The following is a 24,543-nucleotide window of genomic DNA, read 5'->3' on the forward strand; positions in this document are numbered from 1 at the left end:
GCCGCGTTCCCTTGCCTGTCCTTACGTAAAGCAGGGAAGATCAAGGGAATGACCAGGACGATCATGACCGGCATCGGCGCCGCGCTCGGCGCGGCGCTCCTGCTGGCGGCCTGCGGCTCCGACGAAACCCGCACCACCAGCACGACCACCACCACGACCACCACCGTCCCGCCGGGCTACGGCTCGGGCTCGCTGACGACGCCGCCGACCGGGTCGACCACGGTGGAACGCAGCACGACGACGAAGAGCGAGTGACAGCAGCCCGCCTCCGTTTCTTGGTTCAGACAGACTCCTGATCGACTTTGGGCCGGCCTTCCGCGAGAGGGCCGGCCTTTCCTTTGCCCAGCCGTCGACGACGCATGATATCGTCGCCGCATGATGAATGCGGTTCGCCGTCGCGCGCTCGACACCGTCAAAGGGATCATTCTCCACCGTCTGGCCGGATACCCGGCGTGCGTTTACCTGTTCGGTTCCTGTGCCCGTGGCGACGGCGGCCACTGGAGTGACATCCATGTCGCGATTGACCCGCTGGAGCCGCTGCCCGCCGGGTTGATGGCCGACATCGCCGAAGACCTCGAGGAAAGCACCGTTCCCTATTTCGTCGATGTGGTGAACCTCGCCACATCAAGACCGGAGTTCCAGCTTGAGAACGCGCGTCAGGCTCTGGCACGTCTGCAGGAAAGCCTCCGGCTTCCGGTTGATGACACCGTGCGTGATCCGGCAATTCTTAGCTTCACGCTCGCTGCGGAAGCCGCCTGGAAGGCGGACCGTGCCATGATCTCCCACGGTTTGGGCGTGGAACGCCCGACTTCCGCCAGCCCCAACTCGATGGTGCGGGAAAGCCGGATCGCAGGCTTGTTGACCGGAGAACAGGCGGAGGAAGCCATCGCCATGCTGAACAGCCGCAACCCGACGGTCCATACCTATGATGAGGAAAAGGCGGAAGAGCTGTTTGCCCGGCTGCCAAGCCACGCCCGGCTCATTGAAACCTGGATTTCCGCGTTGCAGGGCTCCATAACCCGCCCCTGATCCATGCCCGTCCGCACAGTCTCCTGGAAAGTTGCCATGACCGACACCCTTCGTCCCGTACACGTCATCGGTGGCGGCCTCGCCGGCACCGAAGCCGCCTGGCAGCTCGCCACCCGCGGCGTGCCCGTCGTGCTGCACGAGATGCGGCCGGTCCGCAAGACCGAGGCCCACGACACGGAGAAGCTCGCGGAACTGGTCTGCTCGAACTCCTTCCGTTCCGACGACGCCGAATACAACGCCGTCGGGCTCCTCCATGAGGAGATGCGGCGCTGTGGCTCGCTGATCCTGCGCTGCGCCGATGCGCACAAGGTGCCGGCCGGTGGCGCGCTGGCAATGGACCGCGACGGTTTCGCCGACGCGGTGACGGAGGCGGTTTCCACCCATCCGCTGATCACCCTCCAGCGCGAGGAGGTCGCCGGGCTGCCGCCGGAGGATTGGGACAGCGTCATCGTCGCCACCGGCCCCCTCACCTCGCCGGCGCTGGCGGAGGCGGTGCGCGCCCATACCGGCGAGGAATCGCTGGCCTTCTTCGACGCCATCGCTCCCATCGTCTACCTGGAGAGCGTCGACCTGTCGAAGGCGTGGTTCCAGTCCCGCTACGACAAGCCCGGCCCCGGCGGCACCGGCAAGGACTACATCAACTGCGCCTTCGAGAAGGACGAGTACCGCGCCTTCATCGACGCGCTGATCGGCGGCGAGAAACTCGATTTCAAGGAATGGGAGAAGAACACCCCCTATTTCGAAGGCTGCCTGCCGATCGAGGTGATGGCGGAGCGCGGGGTCGACACCCTGCGCTACGGCCCGATGAAGCCGGTCGGCCTGACCAACCCGCACAAGCCGGAACGCCGCCCCTATGCAGTGGTCCAGTTGCGCCAGGACAACGCACTGGGCACGCTCTACAACCTCGTCGGCTTCCAGACCAAGCTGCGTCATGCCGAGCAGACGCGGATCTTCCGCATGATTCCCGGCCTGGAGAAGGCGGAGTTCGCGCGGCTGGGCGGCATGCACCGCAACACCTTCCTGAACAGCCCGAGGCTGCTCGACGGCGCCTTGCGCCTGAAGTCCCTGCCGCGCCTGCGCTTCGCCGGGCAGGTCACGGGCTGCGAGGGCTATGTGGAAAGCGCCGCCGTCGGTCTGCTCGCCGGACGCTTCGCCGCAGCCGAACGGCTGGGCCGGGAGGCCCCCCGGCCGCCGGTCACCACCGCTCTCGGCGCCATCCTCGGCCACATCACCGGCGGGGCGGAGGCCGAGACCTACCAGCCGATGAACGTCAACTTCGGCCTGTTCCCGCCGGTCGACGAGAAGATCCGCGGCCGCGACCGCAAGCTCGCCTACACCCGCCGGGCAATGTCCGACCTCGACGCCTGGCTGAAGGAGTGAGGCGGGGCCGGCCTCGCGACGCTGGTCGCCGCGGCCGGCACCACTCCCCCGTCCCCCTCAATATCGTCCGCGTGCCGCCGCCCATGCCAGCCGTAGCTGCCGGAACGGATGGGACAGCATCACCCGCGGGGCGAAAACGTCGTAGCCTTCGCGTGCGATGACCCCCAGGTGCAGGTCCGCCAGCGTGGCGGGCAGCAGGGCCGGAACCGCGGCCCTGCGCACCTCGCGCCGCAGCGCGCGTGCGTCCTCCAGGTGCTTGCGGGCAACCGCCGCCACCTCGCCCACCACCAGCTTGAGCTCGGGTGTGGGCCGGCCGGCGAACAGGTCCTCCGAACGGGCGCCATGGCGCGCCATCAGGTCCTCGGGCAGCCGCTGGCGATGCTGCCGCGCCAGGAAGGGCACCGCGCGCAGGATGCCGGCAAGGGCATAGGCAATGCCGACATGGCGCCCGGCGGCCATGGCCGGGGCATCACGCACATCCAGGATCTCCAGCCCCAACTGGGTGAGCGGCGCTCCCGTCACCTCGGCATAGTTGACGAGGCAGGCCAGGTCGGCGGGCGGCGTGTCGTCCAGGTCGGCTTCGCGGGCATCGATCAGCCGGTCGAACAGCGTGCGGCTCAGCCCGAGCGTCCGGGCGGCCTCCGCCAGCGGATCCATCACTCCGTGGCGTGGTACGGGTCCGCCCCCATAGACGGCTTCGATCCCGTCGCGCCAGAATTGCAGTCGCATCTGACCGAGTATCGGTTCGCTGACCACTTCCCGGGTTTTTGCGATTTCCAGGTTGAAGGCGTAGAGGGCGAACATCGCCTCGCGCCGGTCCGCCGGAGCGAAGAGACCTGCCAGAAAGTGGTCGTTGTCATATTTCCGAACCTCCCGTCCGCAATAGGACAGGTCGGTCGCAGCCTTAACCATGGGATGCCCGATTGGAAAAAGAGGGGAGGAGTGCTGGAAGAACGGGCCAAAGTCCCATTCCCAGCCTATATGAAGCACACACGGTCGCACCGCCAGCCCCGACGCGCAGCAGGCAGGGATCCCATGACGGATTTCAACATCGCCCCGACGAAGCCCAGAAAGCCCGGCCCTGTTGCCCGCAAGGACGAGAGCGGGGAAAATTTCCCGGTTGCCTCGCGCCTGCTGCCGAAGCATCTCCGGCCGCATGTCATCGCCTTCTACCGCTTCGTCCGGCTTGCCGACGACATCGCGGACGACCCCGACCTCGAACCGGAGACCAAGCTCGCCTATCTGGAGGCTCTGGAACGGGCGCTCACCTCCGGCCAGGCAAAGCACGCCTACCTGAAGCCGGCGATCGACCTGCGGGAGAGCCTGCAGGCGACCGGCGTCAGCGACCGGCATGCCCGGCAGGTGCTGCGCGCCTTCCGCCGCGATTCCGTCGGCGCCCGCTGCCATAGCTGGAGCGATCTCCTGCTCTACTGCCGGTTCTCGGCCAACCCGGTCGGACGCTATCTGCTGGAGCTGCATGGCGAGGGCGTGGCGGCCGGCCCGGCGTCCGACGCCCTGTGCTCGGCACTCCAGGTTCTGAACCATCTCCAGGACGCGCGCGACGACTGGACCCAGCTCGGCCGCTGCTACGTTCCGCTCGGCTGGTTCGACGAGGCCGGCATCAGCGTCGAGCGGCTGGTCGAGGGCGAATGCGACGTCCGCCTTCGCGCCATCTTCGACCAGGCGCTTGAGCAGACCGACCGGCTGCTGGAACGGGCGGAAGCCCTTCCCGCCATGATCCAGCACCGCGGACTGCGCATGGAGGCGGCGATCATCCTCAGCCTGGCCCAATCGCTGTCGCGGCGCCTCAAGGCCTGCGACCCGATGAAGGCGCGGGTCACCCTCAAGACCCATCATAAGCTGGCCGCGGTGGCACGGGGGCTGGCGCGGAGCTTCTCCGCCGCATAAACTCCTGGACGGCGCGCTTCAAGCGCGCCGTCCAGGATGTTCCCCCAAGCAGGTCTCGATGCTCCGTCCGCCGCTGGATTCGGCCCCGCCTGAATCATCTTCCGCCACAGCGGCGGATTCGGCCCAAACCGTGGCTGCAAAGTCCGGCAGCACCTTCTATTGGCCGATGCGGCTGCTGCCGGCATCCAAACGGGCGGCGATGTTCGCCATCTATGCGTTCTGCCGCCGCATCGACGACATCGCCGACGAGCCGGGAGAGGCGGCTGAGAAGCGCGCGGCGCTGGAAACCTGGCGCCGCGACATCCGCGGCCTTTATGCCGGGGAGCAGCCAACCGGCAAGCTCACCGCCGCGCTGAAGGGCGCGATCGACCGATACGGGCTGCCGCGGAGCGAGTTGGAGGCCCTCATCGACGGCATGGCGATGGACGCCGACGAGGCCGGCGGGCTGCGCGCGCCCGATCTGGAAACGCTCCGCCTCTATTGCCGCCGCGTCGCCGGGGCGGTGGGTATGCTGGCGATCCGCGTCTTCGACCGCGCCGACCCCGCAACCGAGCGCTTTGCCCTCGCCCTCGGCGAGGCGCTTCAGCTTACCAACATCCTGCGCGACCTCGCCGAGGACGCCGGTCTCGGGCGTCTCTACCTGCCGCGCGAACTGCTGCGCGACGCCGGCATCCCCGGCGACCGGCATGACGAGGTGCTGGCGCATCCCGCACTCCCCCACGCCTGCGAGGCGCTGGCCGACCTCGCGGAGGCACGCTTTGCCGAGGCGCGGGCGGCGATCGCCGGACAGGCGCGCGGTTCCCTGTGGGCGGCCACGGCGATGATGGTCCTGTACCACCGCCTGCTGCGCCGGTTGCGGCAGCGCGGTTGGCGCGACCTCCACGCCCGTGTGCGGGTCGGCCGGCGCGAATCCGCCCTGGTGGCCATACGGTGCCTGATCGGCATTCCCCCGGCAGCCTGAATGGCCCTGCCCGGCACCTCCCAACCGGTCGTTCACATCGTCGGTGCCGGCCTCGCCGGCTTGGCGGCGGCCGTCCGCCTGGCCGACGCCGGACGGCGCGTCGTCCTCTATGAACAGGCGCCGCAGGCCGGCGGCCGCTGCCGCAGCTTCCACGACGCCGCGCTCGGACGCTTGATCGACAACGGCAGCCACATGGTGCTCAGCGGCAACCGGGCGCTGCTGGATTATGCCCGCCGCATCGGTGGTGGCGACGCCCTGACGGAACTGCGGCCGGCCGCCTTTCCATTCCTCGACCTGCGCGACGGCACGTCCTGGACCCTTCGGCCCGGTGGATTGTGGCTGCTTGATCCCGCGCGGCGGGTGCCCGGCAGCCGTCCGTCCGATTATCTCCCGGCACTGCGCACCCTCGTCGCCCGGAGGGGCGAGGCGATCACCGACCATCTGCGGCCGGACCGGACGCTGTTCGAAAGGCTGTGGCGTCCCCTGGCGGTTTCCGCCCTCAATGCTCCGGCGGACCGCGCGTCGGCACGCCTGTTCGGTGCGGTGCTGCGGGAAACACTGCTCCGCGGCGAGGCTGCCTGCCGGCCGGTGATGGCGCCGCGGGGGCTGTCTGCCGCCTTCGTCGAGCCGGCATTGGAGAGGTTGTCGAAGGCCGGGGCCGAGCTGCGCCTGGCGACGCGGGTGGACGGCCTCGATTTTTCGGGAGAGCGGGTGACGGGCTTCTCGGCCGGCGGCACGGCCATTACGCTGGATGCCGGCGACGCCCTGGTGATCGCCACGCCGTGCTGGGTGGCTGACCGGCTGGTCCCCGGCCTCAGGCCACCCAGGCCGGGACCGGCGATCGTCAATGCGCATTTCCGGCTGGACGCATCGGTGTCCCTGCCCGGCCGCCTCCCCTTCCTCGGCCTCGTCGGCGGCACGGCGGAATGGCTGTTCGCCCGTGGCGACCTGCTGTCGGTGACCGTCAGCGATGCCGATGCGCTTGCCGCACTGCCGGCCGATGTCATCGCCGCGAAGCTCTGGTCCGAAATCGCCGGCCCGCTGCGAATCGATGGCCCGATTCGGCCCTTCCGCGTGGTCAAGGAACGCCGCGCCACCCCCGACCAGGCTGCCGAATCGATGGCATATCGGCCCGGTACGGCGACCGGCTGGAACAACCTGTTCGTCGCCGGTGACTGGACGGAAACCGGGCTTCCAGCCACGTTGGAAGCGGCGGTCCGTTCGGGAAACCGCGCCGCGGACTCGGTGCTTGCCGGGCGAAATACCCTCATACGGCAACTTGGCCGTTTTCCAGCCTTCACAAGCTTCCGCCATCGGCTTATTTGGACGGACGGAGGTGCCGCGCTCGCCAAGCGCGGCCCGGAAGGACAATCAAATAAGAGAGGGTAATCCAAATGGCGTTCGAACTTCCGCCGCTTCCCTATGCCTACGATGCGCTCGCTCCGTACATCTCGTCGGAGACGCTGCACCTGCACCATGACAAGCATCACCAGACCTACGTCACCAACCTGAACAACCTGACCAAGGATACTCCGCTGGCCAATGCCAGCCTGGAGGAGGTCATCAAGGCTTCGGCCGGCGATTCGTCCAAGGTCGGCATCTTCAACAACGCCGCGCAGGTGTGGAACCACACCTTCTTCTGGCAGTGCCTGAAGAAGGATGGTGGCAAGATGCCCGCCGCCCTGGAGCAGCGCATCGTCGCCGACTTCGGCAGCGTCGAGAAGTTCAAGGAAGAGCTGACGCAGGCTGCCCTGACGCAGTTCGGTTCGGGCTGGGCCTGGCTGTACCTGGACGGCGGCAAGCTGAAGGTCGGCAAGACCGGCAATGCCGACACTCCGTTGGCCCACGGCCAAAAGCCGCTGTTCACCATCGACGTCTGGGAGCATGCCTACTACGTCGATTTCCAGAACCGCCGCGCGGACTTCGTCAAGGCGGTGATCGACAACCTCGCCAACTGGGACTTCGCCGCCGAGCAGCTCGCGGCCTGACCCTCGCGGGGAAGCGACCGGCTTCCCCGCAAACAACAAAGGCGCCCCGACCGGGGCGCCTTTGCCGTTTCCAGGGGCGGGATACCGGACCGGCTATACCGGCAGCATCGCCGCGGCCACGCGCCGGCCCTCCGCCAGGAGAACATTGTAGGTGCGGCAGACGGCCTTGCTGTCCATCGGCTCGACCACGATCCCCTTCTCGCGCAGGGCTTGGCGCAGCTCCTTGGACGGCAGCCTCATCGTCGGCCCCGTGCCGAGCAACAGGATCTCGACCTTCGGCTCCGCCGCCAGCACGGGAGCGAAGTCCTCGATCGACAGGGAAGCGGCGTCGCTCGCCTCCCAGGCCTGCGTACGGTGGGGGAGCACGATCACCGCGCCGACCCGCCACTGGCCCGACACGCAGAACTGCCCGGGTCCGAATCCGTCGATGACCTGACGGTCCGACGGGATCATCGGCATGATGTCGGCCATGCGCCTTCTCTCTCCTCAGCCTGCCGGAATGACGCGGCTTATCGCGTCGGCGCGGGCGTGTTGCCCGCCGGTGCCTCCGTCGGCGTGCCGCGCCGCAGGCGGTTCTCGCCCAGGAACAGCAAGATGGGAGCGGCGATGAACACCGACGAGCTGGTCGCAAGGATAACGCCGAAGATCAGGACGATGCCGAAGTCCTGGAGGGCTTCGCCGCCGAACAGCGCCAGCGGGATGATCGACAGCAGCGTGCAGACCGAGGTGCCGACCGTGCGGTTCAGCGTCTCGTTGATCGACATGTCGATCAGGTCACGCAACGGCATCTTCTTGTAGATGCGCAGGTTCTCGCGCATGCGGTCGTAGACCACGACCTTGTCGTTCACCGAATAGCCCATCACCGTCAGGATCGCGGCGACCGCCGTCAGATTGAACTGGATGTCGGTGATCGCGTAGAAGCCGATGATCTTGGTGATGTCGAGCAGCAGCGTCACCACGGCGCCGAAACCGAACTGCCACTCGAAGCGGAACCAGATGTAGACCAGCATCGCCAGCATGGCGAGGCCGAGCGCCAGCATGCCGTTGGCGAACAGCTCGCCGCTGACGGAGGCGCCGACCGCCTCGACGCGGCGGACCTGCGTGCCCGGCACCGCTTCGGACAGGGTGTTGCGCACCTTGTCCGCCGCCACCTGCTGGGCGGCGTCGTCGCCGGGCTGGCGTTCCAGCCGGATCAGCACGTCCTGCGGCGACCCGAACTCCTGCAGGGCCACCTGCCCCATGCCGAGGCCGGTCAGGGTGTGGCGCAGCGAAGCGAAGTCGGCCGCCTGCGGCGTCCGGGCCTCGATGACGATGCCGCCGCGGAAGTCGATGCCGTAGTTCAAGCCGGGGTGGAAGAACAGGATGACCGACGCGATCGACAGGACCGCCGACACGACCAGGCCGGCGATGCGGCCGTTCATGAAGGGGATCTTGGTGTTGTCGGGGACGAGGCGGAGATGGAACATCGGAAGACCTCTCAGACCGGCAACACGGCCGGACGCGTCCGGCGCAGCCACGTCACCATCATCAGGCGCACCAGCACCGTGGCGGTGAACATGGAGATGAGGATGCCGAAGGTGATGGTGACGGCGAAGCCCTTGATGGCGCCGGTGCCGAAGATGAACAGCAGCGCCATCTTGATGGCCGTCGTCAGATTGCTGTCGACGATCGTGCTGTAGGCGCGGCTGAAGCCCGCCTCCATCGACGCGAAGACGCCACGGCCCTTCTTCGTCTCCTCGCGGATGCGTTCGTTGATCAGGATGTTGGCGTCGACCGCGAGGCCGAGAGACAGCAGGATGCCGGCGATGCCCGGAAGCGTCAGGGTCGCCTGGAGCAGCGACAGCGCCGCCAGCGTCAGCACGATGTTCACGAACAGCGCGAAACAGGCGAAGGAGCCGAACAGCCCGTAGCAGGCGATCATGTAGACGCAGACCATGGCGAAGCCGACGGCGACGGCGGTCAGGCCGGCGCGGATCGAGTCCGCCCCGAGATCGGGACCGACGGTCCGCTCCTCGATCACCTTGAGGGGCGCCGGCAGGGCGCCGGCCCGCAGCAGGACGGCGAGGTCGTTGGCGGCGGCGGCGGTGAAGTTGCCGCTGATCTGGCCGCGTCCGCCGGTGATCGGCTCGCGGATGACCGGGGCGCTGATGACCTTGTTGTCGAGCACGATGGCGAAGGGCCGGCCGACATTCGCCTTGGTCACCTCGGCGAAGCGGTTGGCGCCGGCGCTGTTGAACTCGAAGTTCACCACCCATTCGCCGGTCTGCGGGTTGGTGCCGGCGGACGCGTTCTGCAGCGTCGCGCCGTCGACCTCGACCCTCTTGCGGATCACGTATTTCTGCTGGAAGCGGTCGCCTTCCGAGGAGGGCAGGATCTCCGATCCCGGAGGAGCGCGGCCGGTGTTCGGATCGGCCCCGGTGTCGACCAGCCGGAAGGTCATCTTCGCCGTGGTGCCGAGGAGCCGCTTGATGCGGTCGGGATCCTCGACGCCGGGGAGCTGGACCAGGATGCGGTCGTTGCCCTGGCGGGCGATGGTCGGCTCGTTCACGCCGGTCTCGTCGATGCGGCGGCGGACGATCTCGATCGACTGCTCGACGGCCTGGGTCGCGCGGTCGCGCAGGGCCTGCTCGCTGAGCGCGACCGTCGCGACGCCGTTGTCGACGCTCACCGTCAGGTCGGGCTGGCCGCCGCCGAGCGGCCCACCGCCCACCGGGCTGGCAAGCTGGCGCAGCGCCTTCACCGCGTCGTCGGTCTGGGCCGGATCGCGGAGCTGCACGGTGACCGAGCGGTCGCCGGCATTGATCCCGGTGTAGCCGATGTTGGCGGTGCGCAACTGCTGCCGGGCGCCGTCGACCAGACCTTCCACCCGGTCGCGGATGACGGTCGCCATATCGACCTCGAGCAACAGATGCGATCCGCCGCGCAGGTCGAGCCCGAGCGACACCCGGGTGTTGGCGTACCAGGACGGCAGCGCCGCCAGCGTGTCACGGCCCAGAAAGTTGGGCAGCATCAGGATGAACCCGGCGATGCAGGTCGCCAGGATCATGTAAGTCTTCCAGCGCGAAAAATAGAGCATGCGTCACTCGAATTCGATTCGACATCCGGTCCGCGACGGCGGTCCGCCCAGGTCGGCGGACCGGCTGTCGCGGACGGGAAGCGCCTTCGGGCCGGATCGCTCGCGGGACCGCGGCCCGGGCGGCTTACTTGCGGCCGAACAGCTTGCCGATGCCACCGGCGGCGGTCGTCTCGGCCGGCTTGGCCTGGCCGTCGGCCGTTGCCGCCGGGGTGCCGTCGCCGCCCTTGCCGGTGCCAGCCGGCTCGGTCTTGGCAAGCACGAGGTTGACGGTGGACCGCAGGCAGCGCACGCGCACGTTCTCCGCGATCTCGACCGTGATCTCGTCGTCCGCGCCGACCTTGGTGACGATGCCGATGATGCCGCCGCCGGTCACGACGCGGTCGCCGCGGCGGATCGCCGACAGCATGGTCTTATGCTCCTTCATCTTCTTCTGCTGCGGACGGATCAGCAGGAAGTAGAAGACGACGAAGATCAGAACCAGCGGCAGAAACTGGACGAGCATGTCACCGCCGCCGCCAGCCGGCGCCGCCGTCTGTGCATAAGCCGTCGAAACGAACATCTGGGAGCTCCTTCAGGTTTTGGTCCTCACGCGGGTTCGGCAGTCCGCAGGGACGCCGCGACTATAGCCGCCCATGACCGGGATGCAATGGTGATGCTCCACAATCCACGGGTCGGCCACCGCTTGTGCGCTTGCCGTGCTGTGTTACCGTGCAATGGCGTCGGAAAGATGGCTGCGCGGACACCCACTTTCCATGGAACATCCAGAAAAAAGTCCGGAAGATAATGTCGCAATCCTTCGATATGCCTGGTTCCGACCAAGCCCTGCTCCCCTTGCTGACCCGGATCGCGGAAGCGCTGGAGCGCCTGGCCCCGCCGGCGCCCTTGCCGCTAGACTTCTCGGCCGCGGACGCCTTCGTCTGGCATCCCGATCCCGACCGGCTGGAGCCGGTGCCGGCGGTGAACAGGGTCGACATCATGTTGCTGCAGGGGATCGAGCGTCAGCGCGAGACCCTGCTGGACAACACCCGGCGTTTCGCCGCCGGACTCCCGGCCAACAACGCCCTGCTGTGGGGCGCCCGCGGTACCGGCAAGAGCTCGTTGGTCAAGGCGGTGCACGCCGCCGTGTGCGGGGAACGGCCGGACGAATTGGCGCTGGTCGAAATCCACCGCGAGGACATCCCTACCCTGCCCCGCCTGCTGGCGCGCCTGAAGGGCGAGACCCGCCGCTTCATCCTGTTCTGCGACGATCTGTCCTTCGACCATGACGATGCTCACTACAAGTCACTGAAGGCGGTGCTGGACGGCGGCATCGAGGGGCGGCCGGACAACGTGGTGTTCTACGCCACCTCGAACCGCCGCCACCTCATGCCGCGCGAGATGATCGACAACGAGCGCTCGACCGCCATCAACCCCGGCGAGGCGGTGGAGGAGAAGGTGTCGCTGTCCGATCGCTTCGGCCTGTGGCTCGGCTTCCACAACTGCGATCAGGACACCTACTTCGCGATGATCGACGGCTATGTCCACCACTTCGGCCTGGACATCCCGGCCGACCGCCTGCGCGCCAAGGCCGTGGAATGGTCGGTGACGCGCGGAAGCCGCTCCGGCCGGGTTGCCTGGCAGTTCATCCAGGACTTGGCCGGTCGTCTCGGGACGCCCCTTCGCTGACCTTGCGGTCCATCTGGTCGGTCGGGTCGACCGCCTGGCTGCCCTTGCGCAGTTCGAAATGGAGCTGGGGGGACGAGACGCTGCCGGTCTGGCCGACCCGGGCGACCACCTGCCCCCGCTTCACCGTCGCCCCGCGCTCCACCTCGATCTTGTCGAGGTGGGCGTAGGCGGTGATCCAGCCGTCGGAATGCTTCAGCAGCAGCAGGTTGCCGAAGCCCCGCAGTTCGTTGCCGGCATAGGCGACCACGCCGTTGTCGGCGGCCACCACCGCCGTGCCCTTTGCGGCGGCGATGTTCAGCCCGTCATTGTGCAGGCCGTCGGGCTTCGGTCCGAAGCCGGAAATCAGTTTTCCTTTTACCGGCCACAGGAAGCGGGCGCTCCCGCGCGGCGGCGGTGCGCCGACTTCCGCCTTCGGTTCCGGCTTGGGCGGCGGTGCGGCGGCGACCTCCTGCTGCGGCTGCGCGGGCTTCGGAGGCTCCGATGGGGCTGCCAGCGGTGCGGGCGCCGGCTTGCTGCCGGGCGGGCGCAGGACGGTGGGCGCCTGGCCCGGCTGGTAGCTCATGTCGGTCGGAGCCGCCTGGACTGGGCCGTCGGCCGGCGAAGCCGCCGGCGGTGGAAGCGGGGTGGCGCCGATCCCTGCGGCTGGCGACGGAGACGACGCACCCGGCGGCGGCAGTTCGGCAGCCTGGATCGAGCCGCGCCGGGCCGTATTGCCCTGGGGCGGGCTCGACGAAGAGGCTTGCGGCGTCAGCGGGACCGCAGCACCCGCTGCGGCGGCTCCGTCGCCCGATGCGACCATCGTGCCGCTGCCGTCGCCCGTTCCCGGCAGGCGCAGCGGCTGCCCGGCCTGCACCGCATAGGGCGGCGTCAGGTTGTTCACGCGCGTCAGTTCGCTGACGTCGACGTTGAACATGCGCGAAATGCCATAGAGCGTATCGCCCTTCTGGACGATGTACTGCCGCGACGTCGGCAGGACGAGCCGCTGCCCGACGTCGAGACGATAGGGCGGCGCCAGGCGGTTCACGTCGATCAGGTCGCGCAGCGGAACATTGTAGCGGCGCGACAGGCTGTAGGCGGTGTCGCCCTTCTGCACCGTGATGGCGCCGCCGGCCGAGTCCGGAACGTCGGTGACATTGGTGAAGGGCGCAAGGCCGCCGACGCGGTCGCAGGCGGAGAGCGCCAGCACCACGGTGGACAGCAGGAGCACCGACAGCATGGGTTTCATGCGGAACGCACCGGTTGAGGCGGGTCGGACAGCAGCGGAACGAAACGGACGGGCCACAGGTCCTCCCGGTTAAGGCCAACTTCGGTGCGCCGGATGCGCACGACCTTCTGGTCGCGGTGGTCGCCCCCGAGCGGAATGACCATGACACCACCAACGGCGAGTTGATCCGTCAAGTCTTTTGGAGGCTCCGGCCCACCGGCGGCCGTGACCAGTATGCGCGCGAAGGGCGCCTGCTCGGGCCAGCCGCGCGTCCCGTCGCCGAGCCGCGTGGTGATGGTGCCGATGTCGAGCTGCCGGAAGCGGCTCTCCGCCTCGCGCAGGAGCGGTTTCAGCCGCTCGATGGTGAAGACCCGGCGGCACAGATGCGCCAGCACCGCCGCCTGGTAGCCGGAGCCGGTACCGACCTCCAGGACCAGATGCCGCGGGTGGAGTTCCAGCGCCTGCGTCATCTGGCCGACCACCAGCGGCTGGCTGATGGTCTGCCCCAGATCGATCGGCAGCGCCATGTCCTCCCAGGCGCGGTCCTGGAAGGCATCGGGGACGAACAGTTCCCGCGGGATCCGCTCGATCGCCGCCAACACGCGGGTGTCGGTGACGCCGGCCCCGCGAAGGGCCATGAGCAAGCGGATCTTGCGCGGGTTGTAGGTCACACGAAAGCCTGCCTCAGCGTCTGCAGCGTCGGGGTGTGCGTCAGGTCCAGATAGATCGGCGTAACCGAGATGCCGCCGTTGAACACCACATGGATGTCGGTGTCGTCGGCGACATCGGCTTCGCCGCGCAGGGTGCCGATCCAGATGTAGGGCTTGCCGCGCGGGTCGACGCGCTCGAACAGCTCGTCGCCGATCTTGCGCTTGCCGTGGCGGACCACCTGGATGCCGGTGACCTCGCCGGCCGCCCGGGCCGGGAAGTTGACGTTCAGCAGGACGTTCTTCGGCCACGCCACCGTCACGGCCTTCCGCACCACCTCGGCCCCGTGGGCCTCGGCTACCGACCAGTCGATGGGGTGGCCGGGCTCGTAATGCTGGCTCATGGCGATGGCCGGGACGTTCAGCAGCGTCGCCTCCATGGCGGCCGCGATCGTACCGGAATAGGTCACGTCCTCGCCGATGTTGGAACCCTGGTTGACGCCGGACAGCAACAGGGTCGGGCGGGCGTCCTTCATGACGTGGTTGACCGCCAGAAGGACGCAGTCGGTCGGCGTGCCGTCCACGGTGTAGCGGCGCTCGTCCAGCTTGCGCAGGCGCAACGGCCGGTTGATGGTCAGGGAATGGCTGGCCGCGGACTGCTCCATCTCGGGCGCCACCACCCAGACGTCGTCGGACAGGGACCTGGCGATGGATTCCAGAACCTTCAGTCCCTGCGCATGGATGCCGTCGTCGTTGGTGACGAGGATCCGGGCCTGGGACAGGTCGAGCGGAAGGTCGAACATCAGAGGGAAATCCTTTCAACTCCGCGCATATAGGGGCGGAGCGCTTCCGGAATCACGATGGAGCCGTCGGGCTGCTGGTAGTTCTCGAGAACCGCGATCAGGCAGCGCCCGACGGCCACACCCGAGCCGTTCAGGGTGTGCACGAACTGAGTTTGCTTCTCGCCCCTGGCGCGGCAACGCGCCTTCATCCGCCGCGCCTGGAAATCGCCGCAATTGGAAATGCTGGAGATCTCGCGGTAGGCGTTCTGGCCCGGCAGCCAAACCTCGACGTCATAGGTCTTGCGCGAGGAAAAGCCCATGTCCCCGGTGCATAGCACGATGGTGCGATAGGGCAGACCCAGCCGTTCCAGGATCGTCTCGGCGCAGCGCGTCATCCGCTGGTGCTCATCTTCCGACTGCTCCGGGGCGGTGACGGCGACCATCTCCACCTTCCAGAACTGGTGCTGGCGGATCATGCCGCGGGTGTCGCGGCCGGCCGACCCGGCCTCGGCCCGGAAACAGGGCGTCAGCGCCGTGTAGCGCAGCGGCAGCTCCTCCGCGGCGACGATCTGGTCGTTGACCAGATTGGTCAACGGCACCTCGCTGGTCGGGATGAGGTAGTGGCCGGTCGTGGTGGTCTTGAACAGATCCTCTTCGAACTTCGGCAACTGGCCGGTCCCGAACAGGGCATTGTCCCGCACCATCAGCGGGGGGGCGATCTCCGTGAAGCCATGCTCTCCGGTATGGATGTCCAGCATGAAGTCGGCGAGCGCGCGTTCCAGCCGGGCAAGCGGGCCCTTCAGCACGGTGAAGCGGGCACCGGACATGCGGGCCGCCGCCTCGAAGTCCATCAGACCGAGCGCCTCGCCCAGTTCGTAGTGCTGCTTGGCATGGGGAATTTCCCGCGGCGTGCCCCAGCGGCGGACCTCGACGTTGGCGCTTTCATCCGGACCATCCGGCACGTCGTCGGCCGGGATGTTGGGGACGCCGGCGAGGATCGCGTCGAGTTCCGCGCCCAGCGCGCGCTCCTCCTCCTCGACCAGCGGCAGGCGCTCCTTGAGAGCGGCCATCTCGTCCAGGATCGGCTGGGCGTCGCGGCCCTCGCGCTTGGCCACCCCGATCTCCTTCGCCGCCTCGTTGCGGCGGGCCTGCATCTCCTGCATCTGGGTCTGCGCGGCCCGGCGGCGGCTGTCGAGGTCGAGCATGGTGGACGAGAGCGGCGCCAGTCCCCGGCGGCCGAGGCCGCGGTCGAAGGCTTCGGGATTCTCACGGATGGCGCGAAGATCGTGCATGGCTCGAACATCAACGAATTGTGTGGGGGTCTGGTTATACGGCGCGCTCCGTCGAAGGTCCAGTGCAAGGCCGGCCCGATGCGCCGGGACCGCAGGATCTGCGCGGACGGCATGGCGGCCCCGCCCCGTCGTCTGTTGGTCGGTCGCCGCCGGCAGGGCAATGTCCGGCTTGCGCCGCCCGGTGAGGGGTGGCGATCCTTCGTCGATCTTCAAAGGGAATGGAGCCCAACGGCGTGCGCGACGATATCGGCACCGGTGCCGACACCACCTATCTGCAGGCCGGGACGCCGGCCTACCGCCGTGTCAGCCGCATCCTGTTCATCGCAGGCTTCTCCACCTTCGCCACGCTCTACTGCGTGCAGCCGCTCCTGCCGGATTTCGTGCGGGAGTTCGGGGTCTCGCCCGCCGAATCCAGCCTGTCGCTCTCGCTGACCACCGGCGTGCTGGCGGTGGCCCTGCTGGTCGCCGGCGCAATCTCCGACGGGATCGGGCGCAAGCCGGTGATGGTGACGGCATTGCTCGCCGCCGGCATCCTCGGCATCGTCGGCGCGCTGATGCCGGACTGGAACGGCTTCCTCGCGATCCGTGCGCTGGAAGGGCTGGCGCTGAGCGGCCTGCCGGCCGTGGCGATGGCCTACGTGTCCGAGGAGGTCGATCCGCGCTCGACCGGCGTCGCCATGGGGCTCTACATCGGCGGCACCGCCATCGGCGGCATGTCGGGCCGCGTGCTGACCGCCGTCGTCACCGACATCGGCACCTGGCGGCTGGCGGTCGGCGTCGTCGGCGCGCTGGCCGTGGCCGCCGCACTGGCGGTCTGGCTGGCGCTGCCGCCGTCACGCCATTTCGTCCGGCGCGCCGCCGGGATGCGGGCCTTGATCCTGGCATGGCGCAGCCTGCTGACCGATGCCGGGCTGCTGGGCCTGTTCTCGCTGGGCTTCCTGCTGATGGGCGGCTTCGTCACCGTCTTCAACTACATCGGCTTCCGTCTCAGCGAGCCGCCCTTCGCACTGAGGCCGGCGGTGGTCGGTGCGGTCTTCCTCGTCTACAGCTTCGGCGTCGTCAGTTCACCGCTGTTCGGCGGCTGGTCGGGACGCTTCGGCTCCGGACGGACACTGGCGGCGGCCGTCGCGCTGATGGTCTGCGGATTGGCCCTGCTGGAGGTCGACAGCCTGTTCGCCATCGCGCCGGGCATCGCCCTGTTCACTTTCGCCTTCTTCGGCGCCCATTCCACCGTGTCGGCCTGGATCGGCCGGCGGGCGGCGGTGGCGCGGGGACAGGCCTCCTCCATCTACCTGTTCTGCTACTATCTCGGCTCGACGCTGGCGGGAACGCTCGGCGGCCTGTTCTGGCACGCCTATGGCTGGACCGGCGTGGCTGCCTTCGTCGCGTTGCTGCTGCTGGCTGCCGTCGCCGTCACCATCCCGTTGCTGCGCAGCCGGTAGGGCTGGACGCGGCGGACGGCCGCACCTCGATCGCCGCCATTGCGCGGAACGGAATTCCGCTTCAGGCTGCGGAGAGCTTGACCCAGTTCGCCTGATGCGGGAGTCGCCGGCGTGAGCCACCTGACGGTCTTCCTGGAACACGACGCCCAGCGTCCGGAGCTGACCACCTCCGATCCCGCATTGGCCGCAGCCCATCTCGCCCACGTCGGCGTCCTGTTCGAGCGGCTGCAGCCGGATCGTCCCCTATCCCCCGGCGCCGACGCCGAGGCGGTGCTTGCCGCCTATGCGGCGCCGGTCGCGCGCCTGCGCGAGGCACGGCGTTTCGCCAGCGTCGACGTCATCCGCGTCACGCCCGAGATGCCGGAAGCCGCGGCCCTGCGGGGCAAGTTCCTCGAAGAGCATACGCATGACGAGGACGAAGCGCGGCTCTTCGTCGAGGGGGCCGGTGCCTTCTTCATCCATACAGCCGACCGGGTGATCCGCGTGGTGTGCGGGGCCGGCGACCTGCTGAGCGTCCCGGCCGGCGCGCCACACTGGTTCGACATGGGGATCCCGCCCCGGTTCACCGCCATCCGTTTCTTCACCCGCCCCGACGGTTGGGTGGCGCAACCGACCGGAAACCCCATCGCCGCCCGCTTTCCGCAATTCGCGCCGAAATCCTGCGCGGCATCCCAGGCGGAAGCCGGGCTGCCATAGGTGAATCGGGACCGCCGCGTCCCAAAAAATTCACTTGAATCGGCGGACGAATAGCGTAAATGAATCCGCACGACGCACCCGCACGTGCCTATGGCCCTCTGTGGTTATGCTACGACGTACCGCGTCCTTTTTGGCAGAACCGGCCATACCAGTGGGTCGGTCCCGAGAGGGAGGTCAGTATGTACGCTGCCCACGGTGGGGCTTTGAGACGGTAGCTCCCAAGCCGGTAAACGACGCGCTGTTGCCCGGAGCTTGACAGCCCGGGGCCGCTGCTCGAACCGGCTTTTCCGTTCTCCCCCCTTCCCCATCCAATCGACCGTCATCTTCGAGAACCCGCCGCGCCCGACCCCCGTCGTTGCGCGCAGCGCGCCCTCGAAGGTTGCCGTCTGCTCGCTGGGCCGGCCCGCACGCCGCCGCCCAGGGATTAGGAGTGCGTCATGGGCTACCTGCGTTCCCGTTCCGCCGTCACCCCGCTGCGCCGCGTCGGCATGAACGACGCCAGTGCCGTTTCGCTGTCCACCGGCCGCCGGACCACGGTGACGCAGGCGGTCGCCCTGCACCGCCCGGAAGAGCCGATGCACTGCATCCGCCCCGGTGTGCTCGCCGATACGGCGGAGAGCTTCCTGAAGGCGTTCGCCGACACCACCGAGTCGGCGGGACGCGGTGGCGACGTGCTCTACGCCGTGAAGTGCAATCCGGAGCCGGCGGTGCTGCGTGCGCTGTGGGCCGGCGGCGTGCGCCATTTCGACGTCGCCTCCCCCGGCGAGATCCGGCTGATCCGCCAGATGTTCCCGGATGCCGTGCTTCACTACATGCATCCGGTGAAAGGCCGCCAAGCCATCCGCAACGCCTACCACCAGTATGGCGTGCGCGACTTCGTGCTCGACAGCCGCGAGGAGCTGGACAAGATCCTGGAGGAGACGGACGGTGCCGCCGACCTCGGCCTCGTCGTGCGCCTCGCGCTGCCCAAGGGCAATGCGGTGTACGACCTGTCGGGCAAGTTCGGCGCCGCCATGACCGACGCGATCGACCTGCTGCGCGCCGTCCGGGCCGTGGCATCCAAGGTTGGCCTGTCGTTCCATGTCGGCTCGCAGATGCTCGATCCGTCGGCCTACGAGCGGGCCATCGCCCTGGCCGGCGGCGTGATCGCCGGAAGCGGCGTCGCCATCGACGTGCTCGATGTCGGCGGCGGGTTCCCCGTCTCCTATCCTGGCGTGACTCCGCCGCCGGTCGGCGACTTCATGGCCGCCATCGGCCGCGGCCTGTCGGCGATCGAGCTGCCGGCCAATTGCCGCCTGTGGTGCGAACCCGGTCGGGCACTGGTCGCGCCGGGCGTGTCGCTGGTTGTCCAGGTGGTGAAGCGCCGCGGCAGCGAGCTGTTCATCAACGACGGCGTCTACGGCGCCCTTTCGGATGCCGGCGTCCCCGGCTTCCGTTTCCCGGCCCGGATCATCCGCCCGTTCGAAGCGATGGGCGACGCCCCCGTGGAGGCCTTCAGCTTCTACGGTCCGACCTGCGACAGCGCCGACAAGATGAACGGCCCGTTCCACCTGGCTGCCGACGTCAAGGCCGGCGACTGGATCGAGCTGGGCCAGCTCGGTGCCTACGGTTCGTGCCTGCGCACGGCGTTCAACGGCTTCGACCAGGCCCGCATGGTCGAGGTGTCGGACGCGCCGCTTCTCGCCACGCCCGGCTATCATCTGCGCTCCTGCGCGGCATGATGGAAAAGCCGGAATCTGTGGATAAAGCGTAAAGACACCCGTACCATTCACCAATCCGGCGCGTCTCGCCCCCTCTTAACGGAAGAGGCGAGGCCGCCGGCTTATGTCGTTCGCCTAAACTACCTCGGGGAGACAAAACATCATGGCCCTGGACACGACGCTCTGCACGTTCACAGGCCGCATGGTCATCGTTGGATTCGGTTCGATCGGCCAGGGTGTCTTGCCGCTGCTGTTGCGTCACATCGGTGGACTTACCTCCGACCGGATCACCATCGTCACCGCCGAGGAACGCGGGCGCGAGGAAGCCGAGCTGTACGGCGTCGCCTTCCACAACAACCCGCTGGACAACGACAATTTCTTCCAGGTCCTCAAGCCGCTGCTGGACAAGGGGGACTTCCTGGTCAACCTGTCGGTCGACGTCTCGTCGATCGCGTTGATCGAGTTCTGCCAGCGGGTCGGCGCCTACTACACCGACACCTGCATCGAGCCGTGGGCGGGCGGCTATACCGACCCGAACATGTCGCCGTCGCTGCGCTCCAACTATGCGCTGCGCGAGACGGCGCTGGCCCTGCGCGGCCGCTTCGAAGGCGGGCCCACGGCGCTGATCACCCACGGGGCGAATCCGGGCCTGGTCTCGCACTTCGTCAAGCAGGCGCTGTTGAACATCGCCGACGATACCGGCATCGCGACCGACGTGCCCGCCGACCGGGCCGGTTGGGGCCGGCTGGCGCAGCGTCTCGGGATCAAGACGATCCACATCGCCGAGCGGGACACTCAGGTTTCCAACCAGCCGAAGCAGATCGGCGAGTTCGTCAACACCTGGTCGATCGACGGCTTCGTCAGCGAGGGATGCCAGCCGGCGGAGCTGGGCTGGGGCACCCACGAACGGCATTTCCCGGATGACGGACGGCGCCACGAATTCGGCTGCGACTCCGCGATCTATCTGATGCGGCCGGGCGCCGCCACTCGGGTGCGCACCTGGACCCCGCTGGAGGGGCCGTTCCACGGCTTCCTGATCACCCACAGCGAATCGATCTCGATCTCCGACTATTTCACTGTGCGGGAAGGCGGCAAGGTCGCCTACCGGCCCACTTGCCACTACGCCTACCACCCCTGTGACGACGCGGTGATGTCGCTGCACGAGTTGGCCGGGAAGAACTTCAACATGCAGGCCGAGCAGCGGCTGATGATGGCGGAGATCACCAGCGGCACCGACGAGTTGGGCGTCTTGCTGATGGGCAACCCCAAGGGCGCGTACTGGTTCGGATCGCGGCTGTCGATCGACGAGGCGCGCGCCCTCGCCCCCTACAACAACGCGACTTCCATGCAGGTGACCTCCACCGTGCTGGGCGGGATCGTCTGGGCGCTGGAGAATCCGAATCGGGGCATCGTCGAGCCGGACGAGGTCGATTTCCGGCGGGTTCTGGACATCGCCATGCCCTATCTTGGCGATGTGGTCGGCGCCTATGGCGACTGGACTCCCCTGCAGGACCGCAACATGCTGTTCCCGGAGGATGTCGATGATGAGGATCCCTGGCAGTTCAAGAACTTCCGGGTGATTTGACAGACGTTGCATGAAGAACCGCAATCCCCGCGGGGCGATGGCCGCCGGGGATTGCGACTCCCGCGCAACAGGCCGGACGGAGACCGAGTGACATCGGCCTCCGGGCAACCGCGAAACCGTTGACTTGGCGTGGCCGTTCCCCCAATCGTTCCGCCATGCCCAAGCACGTCTCCCGGCGCGCGCGCGCCAAAGCCCCGACCGTCACCAACCCGATCCTCCGCTCCGGCATCGTCGGACTGATGGTCGCGTGCGGGGTCGTCGCCGCGGATCTGGCGGTTCCGGACGCCGCGAACGCCCAGTCGCCCGGCACATCGCACACTCCGGGCGTCAAGCCTGCCGTCGCGCCGCCGGCCGGGGTGCCCGCCGCCAAGCCCGCTGCAAACAGGCCCACTGCGAACAAGCCCGCTGCGGACAAGCCGCCGCAGGAACCGGTGCTGCTGACCGCCGACCAGGTGACCTTCGACGAGGAGAAGAACCTCGTCACCGCCTCCGGCAACGTCGAGCTGGCGCAGGGAAAGCGCAGCGTGCGTGCCGACCAGATCACCTACAACCAGAAGACCAAGGTGGTCACGGCGACCGGCAAGATCCGCCTCGTCGAGCCGTCGGGCGACATCATCTTCGCCGACTACGCGGAGCTGACCGACGACCTCCGGGACGTGTTCATCGAGAACATCCGCGTCCTGATGACCGACAACGGCCGCATGGCCGGCAACGAGGGCGAGCGGCGCGAGGGCCGGCTGACCCGGGTGAACCGTGGCGTCTACAGCCCTTGCGACCTCTGCAAGGAGGACCCGACCCGACCACCCCTTTGGCAGCTCCGCGCCGTGCGCATCGTCCACGACAACGAGGCGCATGAGGTCCGCTACAAGGACGCGACGATGGAGATCTTCGGGATCCCCGTCGCCTACACGCCTTACCTGTCGCATCCCGATCCGTCGGTCGACCGCAAGAGCGGCTTCCTGACACCGTCGGCCGGCAGCAAGTCGAACCTCGGCTTCATCGCCAAGACCCACTATTACTGGGACATCGCACCGGATCAGGACGCGACCTTCGACCTGCACGAATACACCAAGCAGGGGCCTCTGCTCGGCGGGCAGTACCGCAAGCGGTTCGAGAACGGGCGCCTTGAACTGGAAGGCGCCATCACCCGCGGCGACCTGCCGAACGGCAACTACGAGGGCGCCCCGACCGATCGCCGCAACCGCGGCTATATCGCCGCGCGCGGGCTGTTCGACATCGACGAGACCTGGCGCACCGGCTTCAACCTGAAGCGTGCGACCGACGAGACGTTCCTGCGGCGCTATTACGACTTCCGCGAAGACTACCTGACCAGCAAGGCCTATGTGGAAGGCTTCCGCGGTCGCAACTACGCCTCGGCCGCCGCCTACAGCTTCCAGGACATGCGCTACGGCAACACCGTCGCCGAGCCGATCGCCGTCCCGATGCAGTACAGCGCACTGGGCGAACCGAACAGCCTGTTCGGCGGCCGCTGGTCGCTGGACAGCAGCCTGCTTTCGGTGGCGAGGCCTGACGATGCCGGCCCGAACACCCGCCGCTTCGTCGTCCAGCCCGGCTGGGAGCGCAACATCGTCGCCAATGCCGGTTTCGTCACCACGCTGCAAGGCAGCGCCCTGATCGCCGGGTACACGGCCGACCGCTTCAACTCCACCGACCCGACGATCCGGGGCGAGGAGGACGTGAACCGGTTCCGCTTCTTCCCGCAGGTCCAGGCCACCGTCCGTTATCCGTTCGTCCGTTACGGCCAGAGCTCCTCGCAGCTCATCGAGCCGATCGCCCAGTTGACCGCCGCGCCCAAGCTTTCCAACAACAAGACGTTCCCGAACGAGGACAGCATCGACGTCGAGTTCGACGACGTGAACCTGCTGCAGCAGAACCGCTTCACCGGCATCGACCGGCTCGACGACGGCGTTCGCTTCACCTATGGGTTGCGTACCGCCATCTACGGCAACACCGAAGGGTCAGCGAGCCTCTTCCTGGGCCAGAGCCGGCGTGTGACCGACAGCAGCGCCGGTTTCGCCGGGGGATCGGGGCTGGAGGACCGGGTTTCGGATTATGTCGGCCGGCTCGACCTGCAGCCGGCGAACTGGCTGGACGTGAACTACGGCTTCCGCATCGATCACGATACGCTGTCGCCCCGTCGCCATTCGCTGAACGCGTCGGCCGGCGTGCCGGCCCTGCGGCTGTCGACGTCCTACGCCTATGTCGATCAGACGACGTCGCGCAATGCGGTAACGCGTGATCGCGTCGAACAGGCCACCTTCGGACTGTCGTCGCAGTTCACCGACTACTGGAGCGTCAGCCTCGCCCACACCCAGGCGATGGAACCGGATGCCGGCCCACGCTCCAGTCTGGCGGTGCTGACCTATGCCGACGAGTGCCTGATCTTCCAGACGATCGCCCGCCGCGACTATACCGTGACCACCGCCGGCGAGCAGGACGGCAACACGCTCTTCTTCCGTCTCGTTTTCAAGAATGTCGGCGAGTTCAAGAGCCCCGGCATCAACGCGGGCTTCCTCGGCGGCAGCACCGCCAACCAGTAAGCAGCCCCCTTACCTCCGACAGGTGGCCGACCGTCAGGTCGGCCACCGGATCGCTGCCCTCTCCCAGCAGGATCTTTCGTCCCACCCCGGCCTTGGCCGCCGCTTGAATGTCGGTCGGCCGATCACCGATAAAGACCGACCGTCGAAGATCCAGTTCGAGCTCCCGGGCCGCCTCCAGGATCATGCCGGGTGCCGGCTTTCGCCAGAAGCTGTCGCGACGGTAGGCCGCCACCCGCCCATCAGGGTGGAAGGGGCTGCAATAGACCGCGGCGATCGGCGCCCCTTCGGCACGGAAGGCCGCGATCATCCATTCGGTGAAGCAGAGGAATTCGGCTTCGGTGAAATCGCCTTCGGCGATGCCCGCCTGATTGGTGATGATCGCGACACGATAGCCGAGGTCCACTGCATGGCGCACCAGCGGGAAGATGCCGTCCATGAAGCGGAAGTCCCGGTGCGTCACCGCCTGCCGCCGATCGACGTTCACCACGCCGTCGCGGTCGAGCAACAGGGCTGGATAGCTCATGGCAGGCCGCTCCCCGATCGGTTCATGCCACAGCATGCCCCGGCACTCCGGGTCGGCAAAGCGCGACATTCCGCCAATCGCGGCGGCCGTCAAGGGGTTGCATC

At 67.9% G+C, this 24,543-nt stretch carries 23 protein-coding genes; 13 read left to right on the plus strand and 10 right to left on the minus strand.

The features are described 5' to 3' along the window. Positions 1-48: 48 nt before the first annotated feature. The 3 genes from J2850_RS05775 (at position 49) to trmFO (ending at position 2,409) form a co-directional block, all read left to right on the plus strand. The gene (locus J2850_RS05775; RefSeq protein ID WP_209979720.1) at positions 49-255 is read left to right on the plus strand and encodes a hypothetical protein; all 207 of its coding nucleotides are present in this window, start codon (positions 49-51) and stop codon (positions 253-255) included. Between the two features lie 120 nt (positions 256-375). Further along, positions 376-1,029: a nucleotidyltransferase substrate binding protein gene (locus J2850_RS05780; RefSeq protein WP_209979722.1), complete on the plus strand. Its 654-nt coding sequence runs from the start codon at positions 376-378 to the stop codon at positions 1,027-1,029. Positions 1,030-1,065: 36 nt separating this feature from the next. Next, entirely contained in the window at positions 1,066-2,409 is a 1,344-nt protein-coding gene (gene trmFO, locus J2850_RS05785; RefSeq protein WP_209979724.1) for a methylenetetrahydrofolate--tRNA-(uracil(54)-C(5))-methyltransferase (FADH(2)-oxidizing) TrmFO, read from the plus strand. A gap of 57 nt (positions 2,410-2,466) precedes the next feature. On the opposite strand, the gene J2850_RS05790 is transcribed toward trmFO, so the two are convergent. After that, positions 2,467-3,321, minus strand: a complete 855-nt coding sequence (locus J2850_RS05790; protein ID WP_209979726.1) for a phytoene/squalene synthase family protein — start codon at positions 3,319-3,321, stop codon at positions 2,467-2,469. Positions 3,322-3,444: 123 nt separating this feature from the next. Between J2850_RS05790 and J2850_RS05795 the strand changes: the two genes are divergently transcribed. The 4 genes from J2850_RS05795 (at position 3,445) to J2850_RS05810 (ending at position 7,266) form a co-directional block, all read left to right on the plus strand. Next, positions 3,445-4,317 (plus strand): squalene/phytoene synthase family protein, encoded by an 873-nt coding sequence (locus J2850_RS05795; RefSeq protein ID WP_209979729.1) that lies wholly within the window; start codon positions 3,445-3,447, stop codon positions 4,315-4,317. Positions 4,318-4,447: 130 nt separating this feature from the next. Beyond that, positions 4,448-5,278 carry a presqualene diphosphate synthase HpnD gene (gene hpnD, locus J2850_RS05800; protein ID WP_307354119.1) on the plus strand — a complete coding sequence of 277 codons (831 nt, stop codon included), beginning with the start codon at positions 4,448-4,450 and terminating at the stop codon, positions 5,276-5,278. Beyond that, complete coding sequence (gene hpnE / locus J2850_RS05805) at positions 5,279-6,667, plus strand: hydroxysqualene dehydroxylase HpnE (RefSeq protein WP_209979732.1); 1,389 nt, start codon at positions 5,279-5,281, stop codon at positions 6,665-6,667. Positions 6,668-6,672: 5 nt separating this feature from the next. Beyond that, positions 6,673-7,266, plus strand: a complete 594-nt coding sequence (locus tag J2850_RS05810) for a superoxide dismutase (RefSeq protein WP_209979734.1) — start codon at positions 6,673-6,675, stop codon at positions 7,264-7,266. A 93-nt stretch (positions 7,267-7,359) separates the two neighbouring features. Here the strand turns inward: J2850_RS05810 and J2850_RS05815 are convergent, their stop codons facing one another. The 4 genes from J2850_RS05815 to yajC all read right to left on the minus strand — a co-directional run bounded on the left by J2850_RS05815 (position 7,360) and on the right by yajC (position 10,901). Then, entirely contained in the window at positions 7,360-7,737 is a 378-nt protein-coding gene (locus tag J2850_RS05815; RefSeq protein WP_209979736.1) for an Mth938-like domain-containing protein, read from the minus strand. A gap of 38 nt (positions 7,738-7,775) precedes the next feature. Beyond that, a complete protein-coding gene (gene secF, locus J2850_RS05820) occupies positions 7,776-8,732 on the minus strand; it encodes a protein translocase subunit SecF (RefSeq protein WP_209979738.1) in 957 nt (318 codons plus the stop codon). An 11-nt stretch (positions 8,733-8,743) separates the two neighbouring features. Beyond that, positions 8,744-10,342: a protein translocase subunit SecD gene (secD, locus tag J2850_RS05825; protein WP_209979740.1), complete on the minus strand. Its 1,599-nt coding sequence runs from the start codon at positions 10,340-10,342 to the stop codon at positions 8,744-8,746. A gap of 124 nt (positions 10,343-10,466) precedes the next feature. Next, complete coding sequence (gene yajC / locus J2850_RS05830; RefSeq protein ID WP_209979742.1) at positions 10,467-10,901, minus strand: preprotein translocase subunit YajC; 435 nt, start codon at positions 10,899-10,901, stop codon at positions 10,467-10,469. 242 nt (positions 10,902-11,143) lie between these two features. Between yajC and J2850_RS05835 the strand changes: the two genes are divergently transcribed. Continuing rightward, a complete protein-coding gene (locus tag J2850_RS05835; RefSeq protein WP_209979744.1) occupies positions 11,144-12,007 on the plus strand; it encodes an ATP-binding protein in 864 nt (287 codons plus the stop codon). On the opposite strand, the gene J2850_RS05840 is transcribed toward J2850_RS05835, so the two are convergent. Genes J2850_RS05840 through serS form a run of 4 tightly spaced genes read right to left on the minus strand, consistent with a single transcriptional unit; the run spans position 11,964 to position 15,932 of the window. Then, on the minus strand, positions 11,964-13,232 hold the full coding sequence (locus tag J2850_RS05840) for a LysM peptidoglycan-binding domain-containing M23 family metallopeptidase (protein WP_209979746.1): 1,269 nt from the start codon (positions 13,230-13,232) through the stop codon (positions 11,964-11,966). The two genes, J2850_RS05835 and J2850_RS05840, sit on opposite strands and share 44 nt — an antisense overlap. Beyond that, entirely contained in the window at positions 13,229-13,882 is a 654-nt protein-coding gene (locus J2850_RS05845) for a protein-L-isoaspartate(D-aspartate) O-methyltransferase (protein WP_209979748.1), read from the minus strand. The genes J2850_RS05840 and J2850_RS05845 overlap by 4 nt, the downstream gene beginning before the upstream one ends. Next, positions 13,879-14,661, minus strand: coding sequence for a 5'/3'-nucleotidase SurE (surE, locus tag J2850_RS05850; RefSeq protein WP_209979751.1), 783 nt, complete (start codon positions 14,659-14,661; stop codon positions 13,879-13,881). Before surE ends, J2850_RS05845 begins: the two co-directional genes overlap by 4 nt. Next, positions 14,661-15,932 carry a serine--tRNA ligase gene (gene serS, locus J2850_RS05855; protein WP_209979753.1) on the minus strand — a complete coding sequence of 424 codons (1,272 nt, stop codon included), beginning with the start codon at positions 15,930-15,932 and terminating at the stop codon, positions 14,661-14,663. Before serS ends, surE begins: the two co-directional genes overlap by 1 nt. Before the next feature lie 233 nt (positions 15,933-16,165). On the opposite strand from serS, the gene J2850_RS05860 reads away from it, so the two are divergent. From J2850_RS05860 to J2850_RS05880, 5 genes are all read left to right on the plus strand, one after another. Further along, the gene (locus J2850_RS05860; RefSeq protein WP_209979755.1) at positions 16,166-17,374 is read left to right on the plus strand and encodes an MFS transporter; all 1,209 of its coding nucleotides are present in this window, start codon (positions 16,166-16,168) and stop codon (positions 17,372-17,374) included. A 111-nt stretch (positions 17,375-17,485) separates the two neighbouring features. After that, positions 17,486-18,070, plus strand: coding sequence for a 1,2-dihydroxy-3-keto-5-methylthiopentene dioxygenase (locus J2850_RS05865; protein WP_209979757.1), 585 nt, complete (start codon positions 17,486-17,488; stop codon positions 18,068-18,070). 437 nt (positions 18,071-18,507) lie between these two features. Next, positions 18,508-19,791: a type III PLP-dependent enzyme gene (locus tag J2850_RS05870; protein WP_209979760.1), complete on the plus strand. Its 1,284-nt coding sequence runs from the start codon at positions 18,508-18,510 to the stop codon at positions 19,789-19,791. 142 nt (positions 19,792-19,933) lie between these two features. Then, positions 19,934-21,355 (plus strand): homospermidine synthase, encoded by a 1,422-nt coding sequence (locus tag J2850_RS05875; RefSeq protein WP_209979762.1) that lies wholly within the window; start codon positions 19,934-19,936, stop codon positions 21,353-21,355. Between the two features lie 155 nt (positions 21,356-21,510). Then, positions 21,511-23,916 (plus strand): LPS-assembly protein LptD, encoded by a 2,406-nt coding sequence (locus tag J2850_RS05880; RefSeq protein WP_209979764.1) that lies wholly within the window; start codon positions 21,511-21,513, stop codon positions 23,914-23,916. Here J2850_RS05880 and J2850_RS05885 read toward each other — a convergent pair. Continuing rightward, positions 23,876-24,532: a D-glycero-alpha-D-manno-heptose-1,7-bisphosphate 7-phosphatase gene (locus J2850_RS05885; RefSeq protein WP_246512836.1), complete on the minus strand. Its 657-nt coding sequence runs from the start codon at positions 24,530-24,532 to the stop codon at positions 23,876-23,878. The genes J2850_RS05880 and J2850_RS05885 overlap by 41 nt on opposite strands. Between the last annotated feature and the right edge of the window lie 11 nt (positions 24,533-24,543).

Origin of the sequence: Azospirillum picis (assembly GCF_017876115.1) — a bacterium.
In the GTDB taxonomy this organism is placed as follows: Bacteria; Pseudomonadota; Alphaproteobacteria; order Azospirillales; family Azospirillaceae; genus Azospirillum; species Azospirillum picis.

Excerpts from the sequence above, each read along its gene's own strand:
- secF (WP_209979738.1), bottom strand. The coding sequence starts at position 8,732 with ATGTTCCATCTCCGCCTCGTCCCCGACAACACCAAGATCCCCTTCATG.
- J2850_RS05775 (WP_209979720.1), top strand. The coding sequence starts at position 49 with ATGACCAGGACGATCATGACCGGCATCGGCGCCGCGCTCGGCGCGGCG.
- serS (WP_209979753.1), bottom strand. The coding sequence starts at position 15,932 with ATGCACGATCTTCGCGCCATCCGTGAGAATCCCGAAGCCTTCGACCGC.
- yajC (WP_209979742.1), bottom strand. The coding sequence starts at position 10,901 with ATGTTCGTTTCGACGGCTTATGCACAGACGGCGGCGCCGGCTGGCGGC.
- hpnE (WP_209979732.1), top strand. The coding sequence starts at position 5,279 with ATGGCCCTGCCCGGCACCTCCCAACCGGTCGTTCACATCGTCGGTGCC.
- J2850_RS05795 (WP_209979729.1), top strand. The coding sequence starts at position 3,445 with ATGACGGATTTCAACATCGCCCCGACGAAGCCCAGAAAGCCCGGCCCT.
- trmFO (WP_209979724.1), top strand. The coding sequence starts at position 1,066 with ATGACCGACACCCTTCGTCCCGTACACGTCATCGGTGGCGGCCTCGCC.
- J2850_RS05790 (WP_209979726.1), bottom strand. The coding sequence starts at position 3,321 with ATGGTTAAGGCTGCGACCGACCTGTCCTATTGCGGACGGGAGGTTCGG.
- surE (WP_209979751.1), bottom strand. The coding sequence starts at position 14,661 with ATGTTCGACCTTCCGCTCGACCTGTCCCAGGCCCGGATCCTCGTCACC.
- J2850_RS05835 (WP_209979744.1), top strand. The coding sequence starts at position 11,144 with ATGCCTGGTTCCGACCAAGCCCTGCTCCCCTTGCTGACCCGGATCGCG.
- J2850_RS05810 (WP_209979734.1), top strand. The coding sequence starts at position 6,673 with ATGGCGTTCGAACTTCCGCCGCTTCCCTATGCCTACGATGCGCTCGCT.
- J2850_RS05780 (WP_209979722.1), top strand. The coding sequence starts at position 376 with ATGATGAATGCGGTTCGCCGTCGCGCGCTCGACACCGTCAAAGGGATC.
- J2850_RS05840 (WP_209979746.1), bottom strand. The coding sequence starts at position 13,232 with ATGAAACCCATGCTGTCGGTGCTCCTGCTGTCCACCGTGGTGCTGGCG.
- J2850_RS05880 (WP_209979764.1), top strand. The coding sequence starts at position 21,511 with ATGCCCAAGCACGTCTCCCGGCGCGCGCGCGCCAAAGCCCCGACCGTC.
- J2850_RS05875 (WP_209979762.1), top strand. The coding sequence starts at position 19,934 with ATGGCCCTGGACACGACGCTCTGCACGTTCACAGGCCGCATGGTCATC.
- secD (WP_209979740.1), bottom strand. The coding sequence starts at position 10,342 with ATGCTCTATTTTTCGCGCTGGAAGACTTACATGATCCTGGCGACCTGC.
- J2850_RS05870 (WP_209979760.1), top strand. The coding sequence starts at position 18,508 with ATGGGCTACCTGCGTTCCCGTTCCGCCGTCACCCCGCTGCGCCGCGTC.
- J2850_RS05815 (WP_209979736.1), bottom strand. The coding sequence starts at position 7,737 with ATGGCCGACATCATGCCGATGATCCCGTCGGACCGTCAGGTCATCGAC.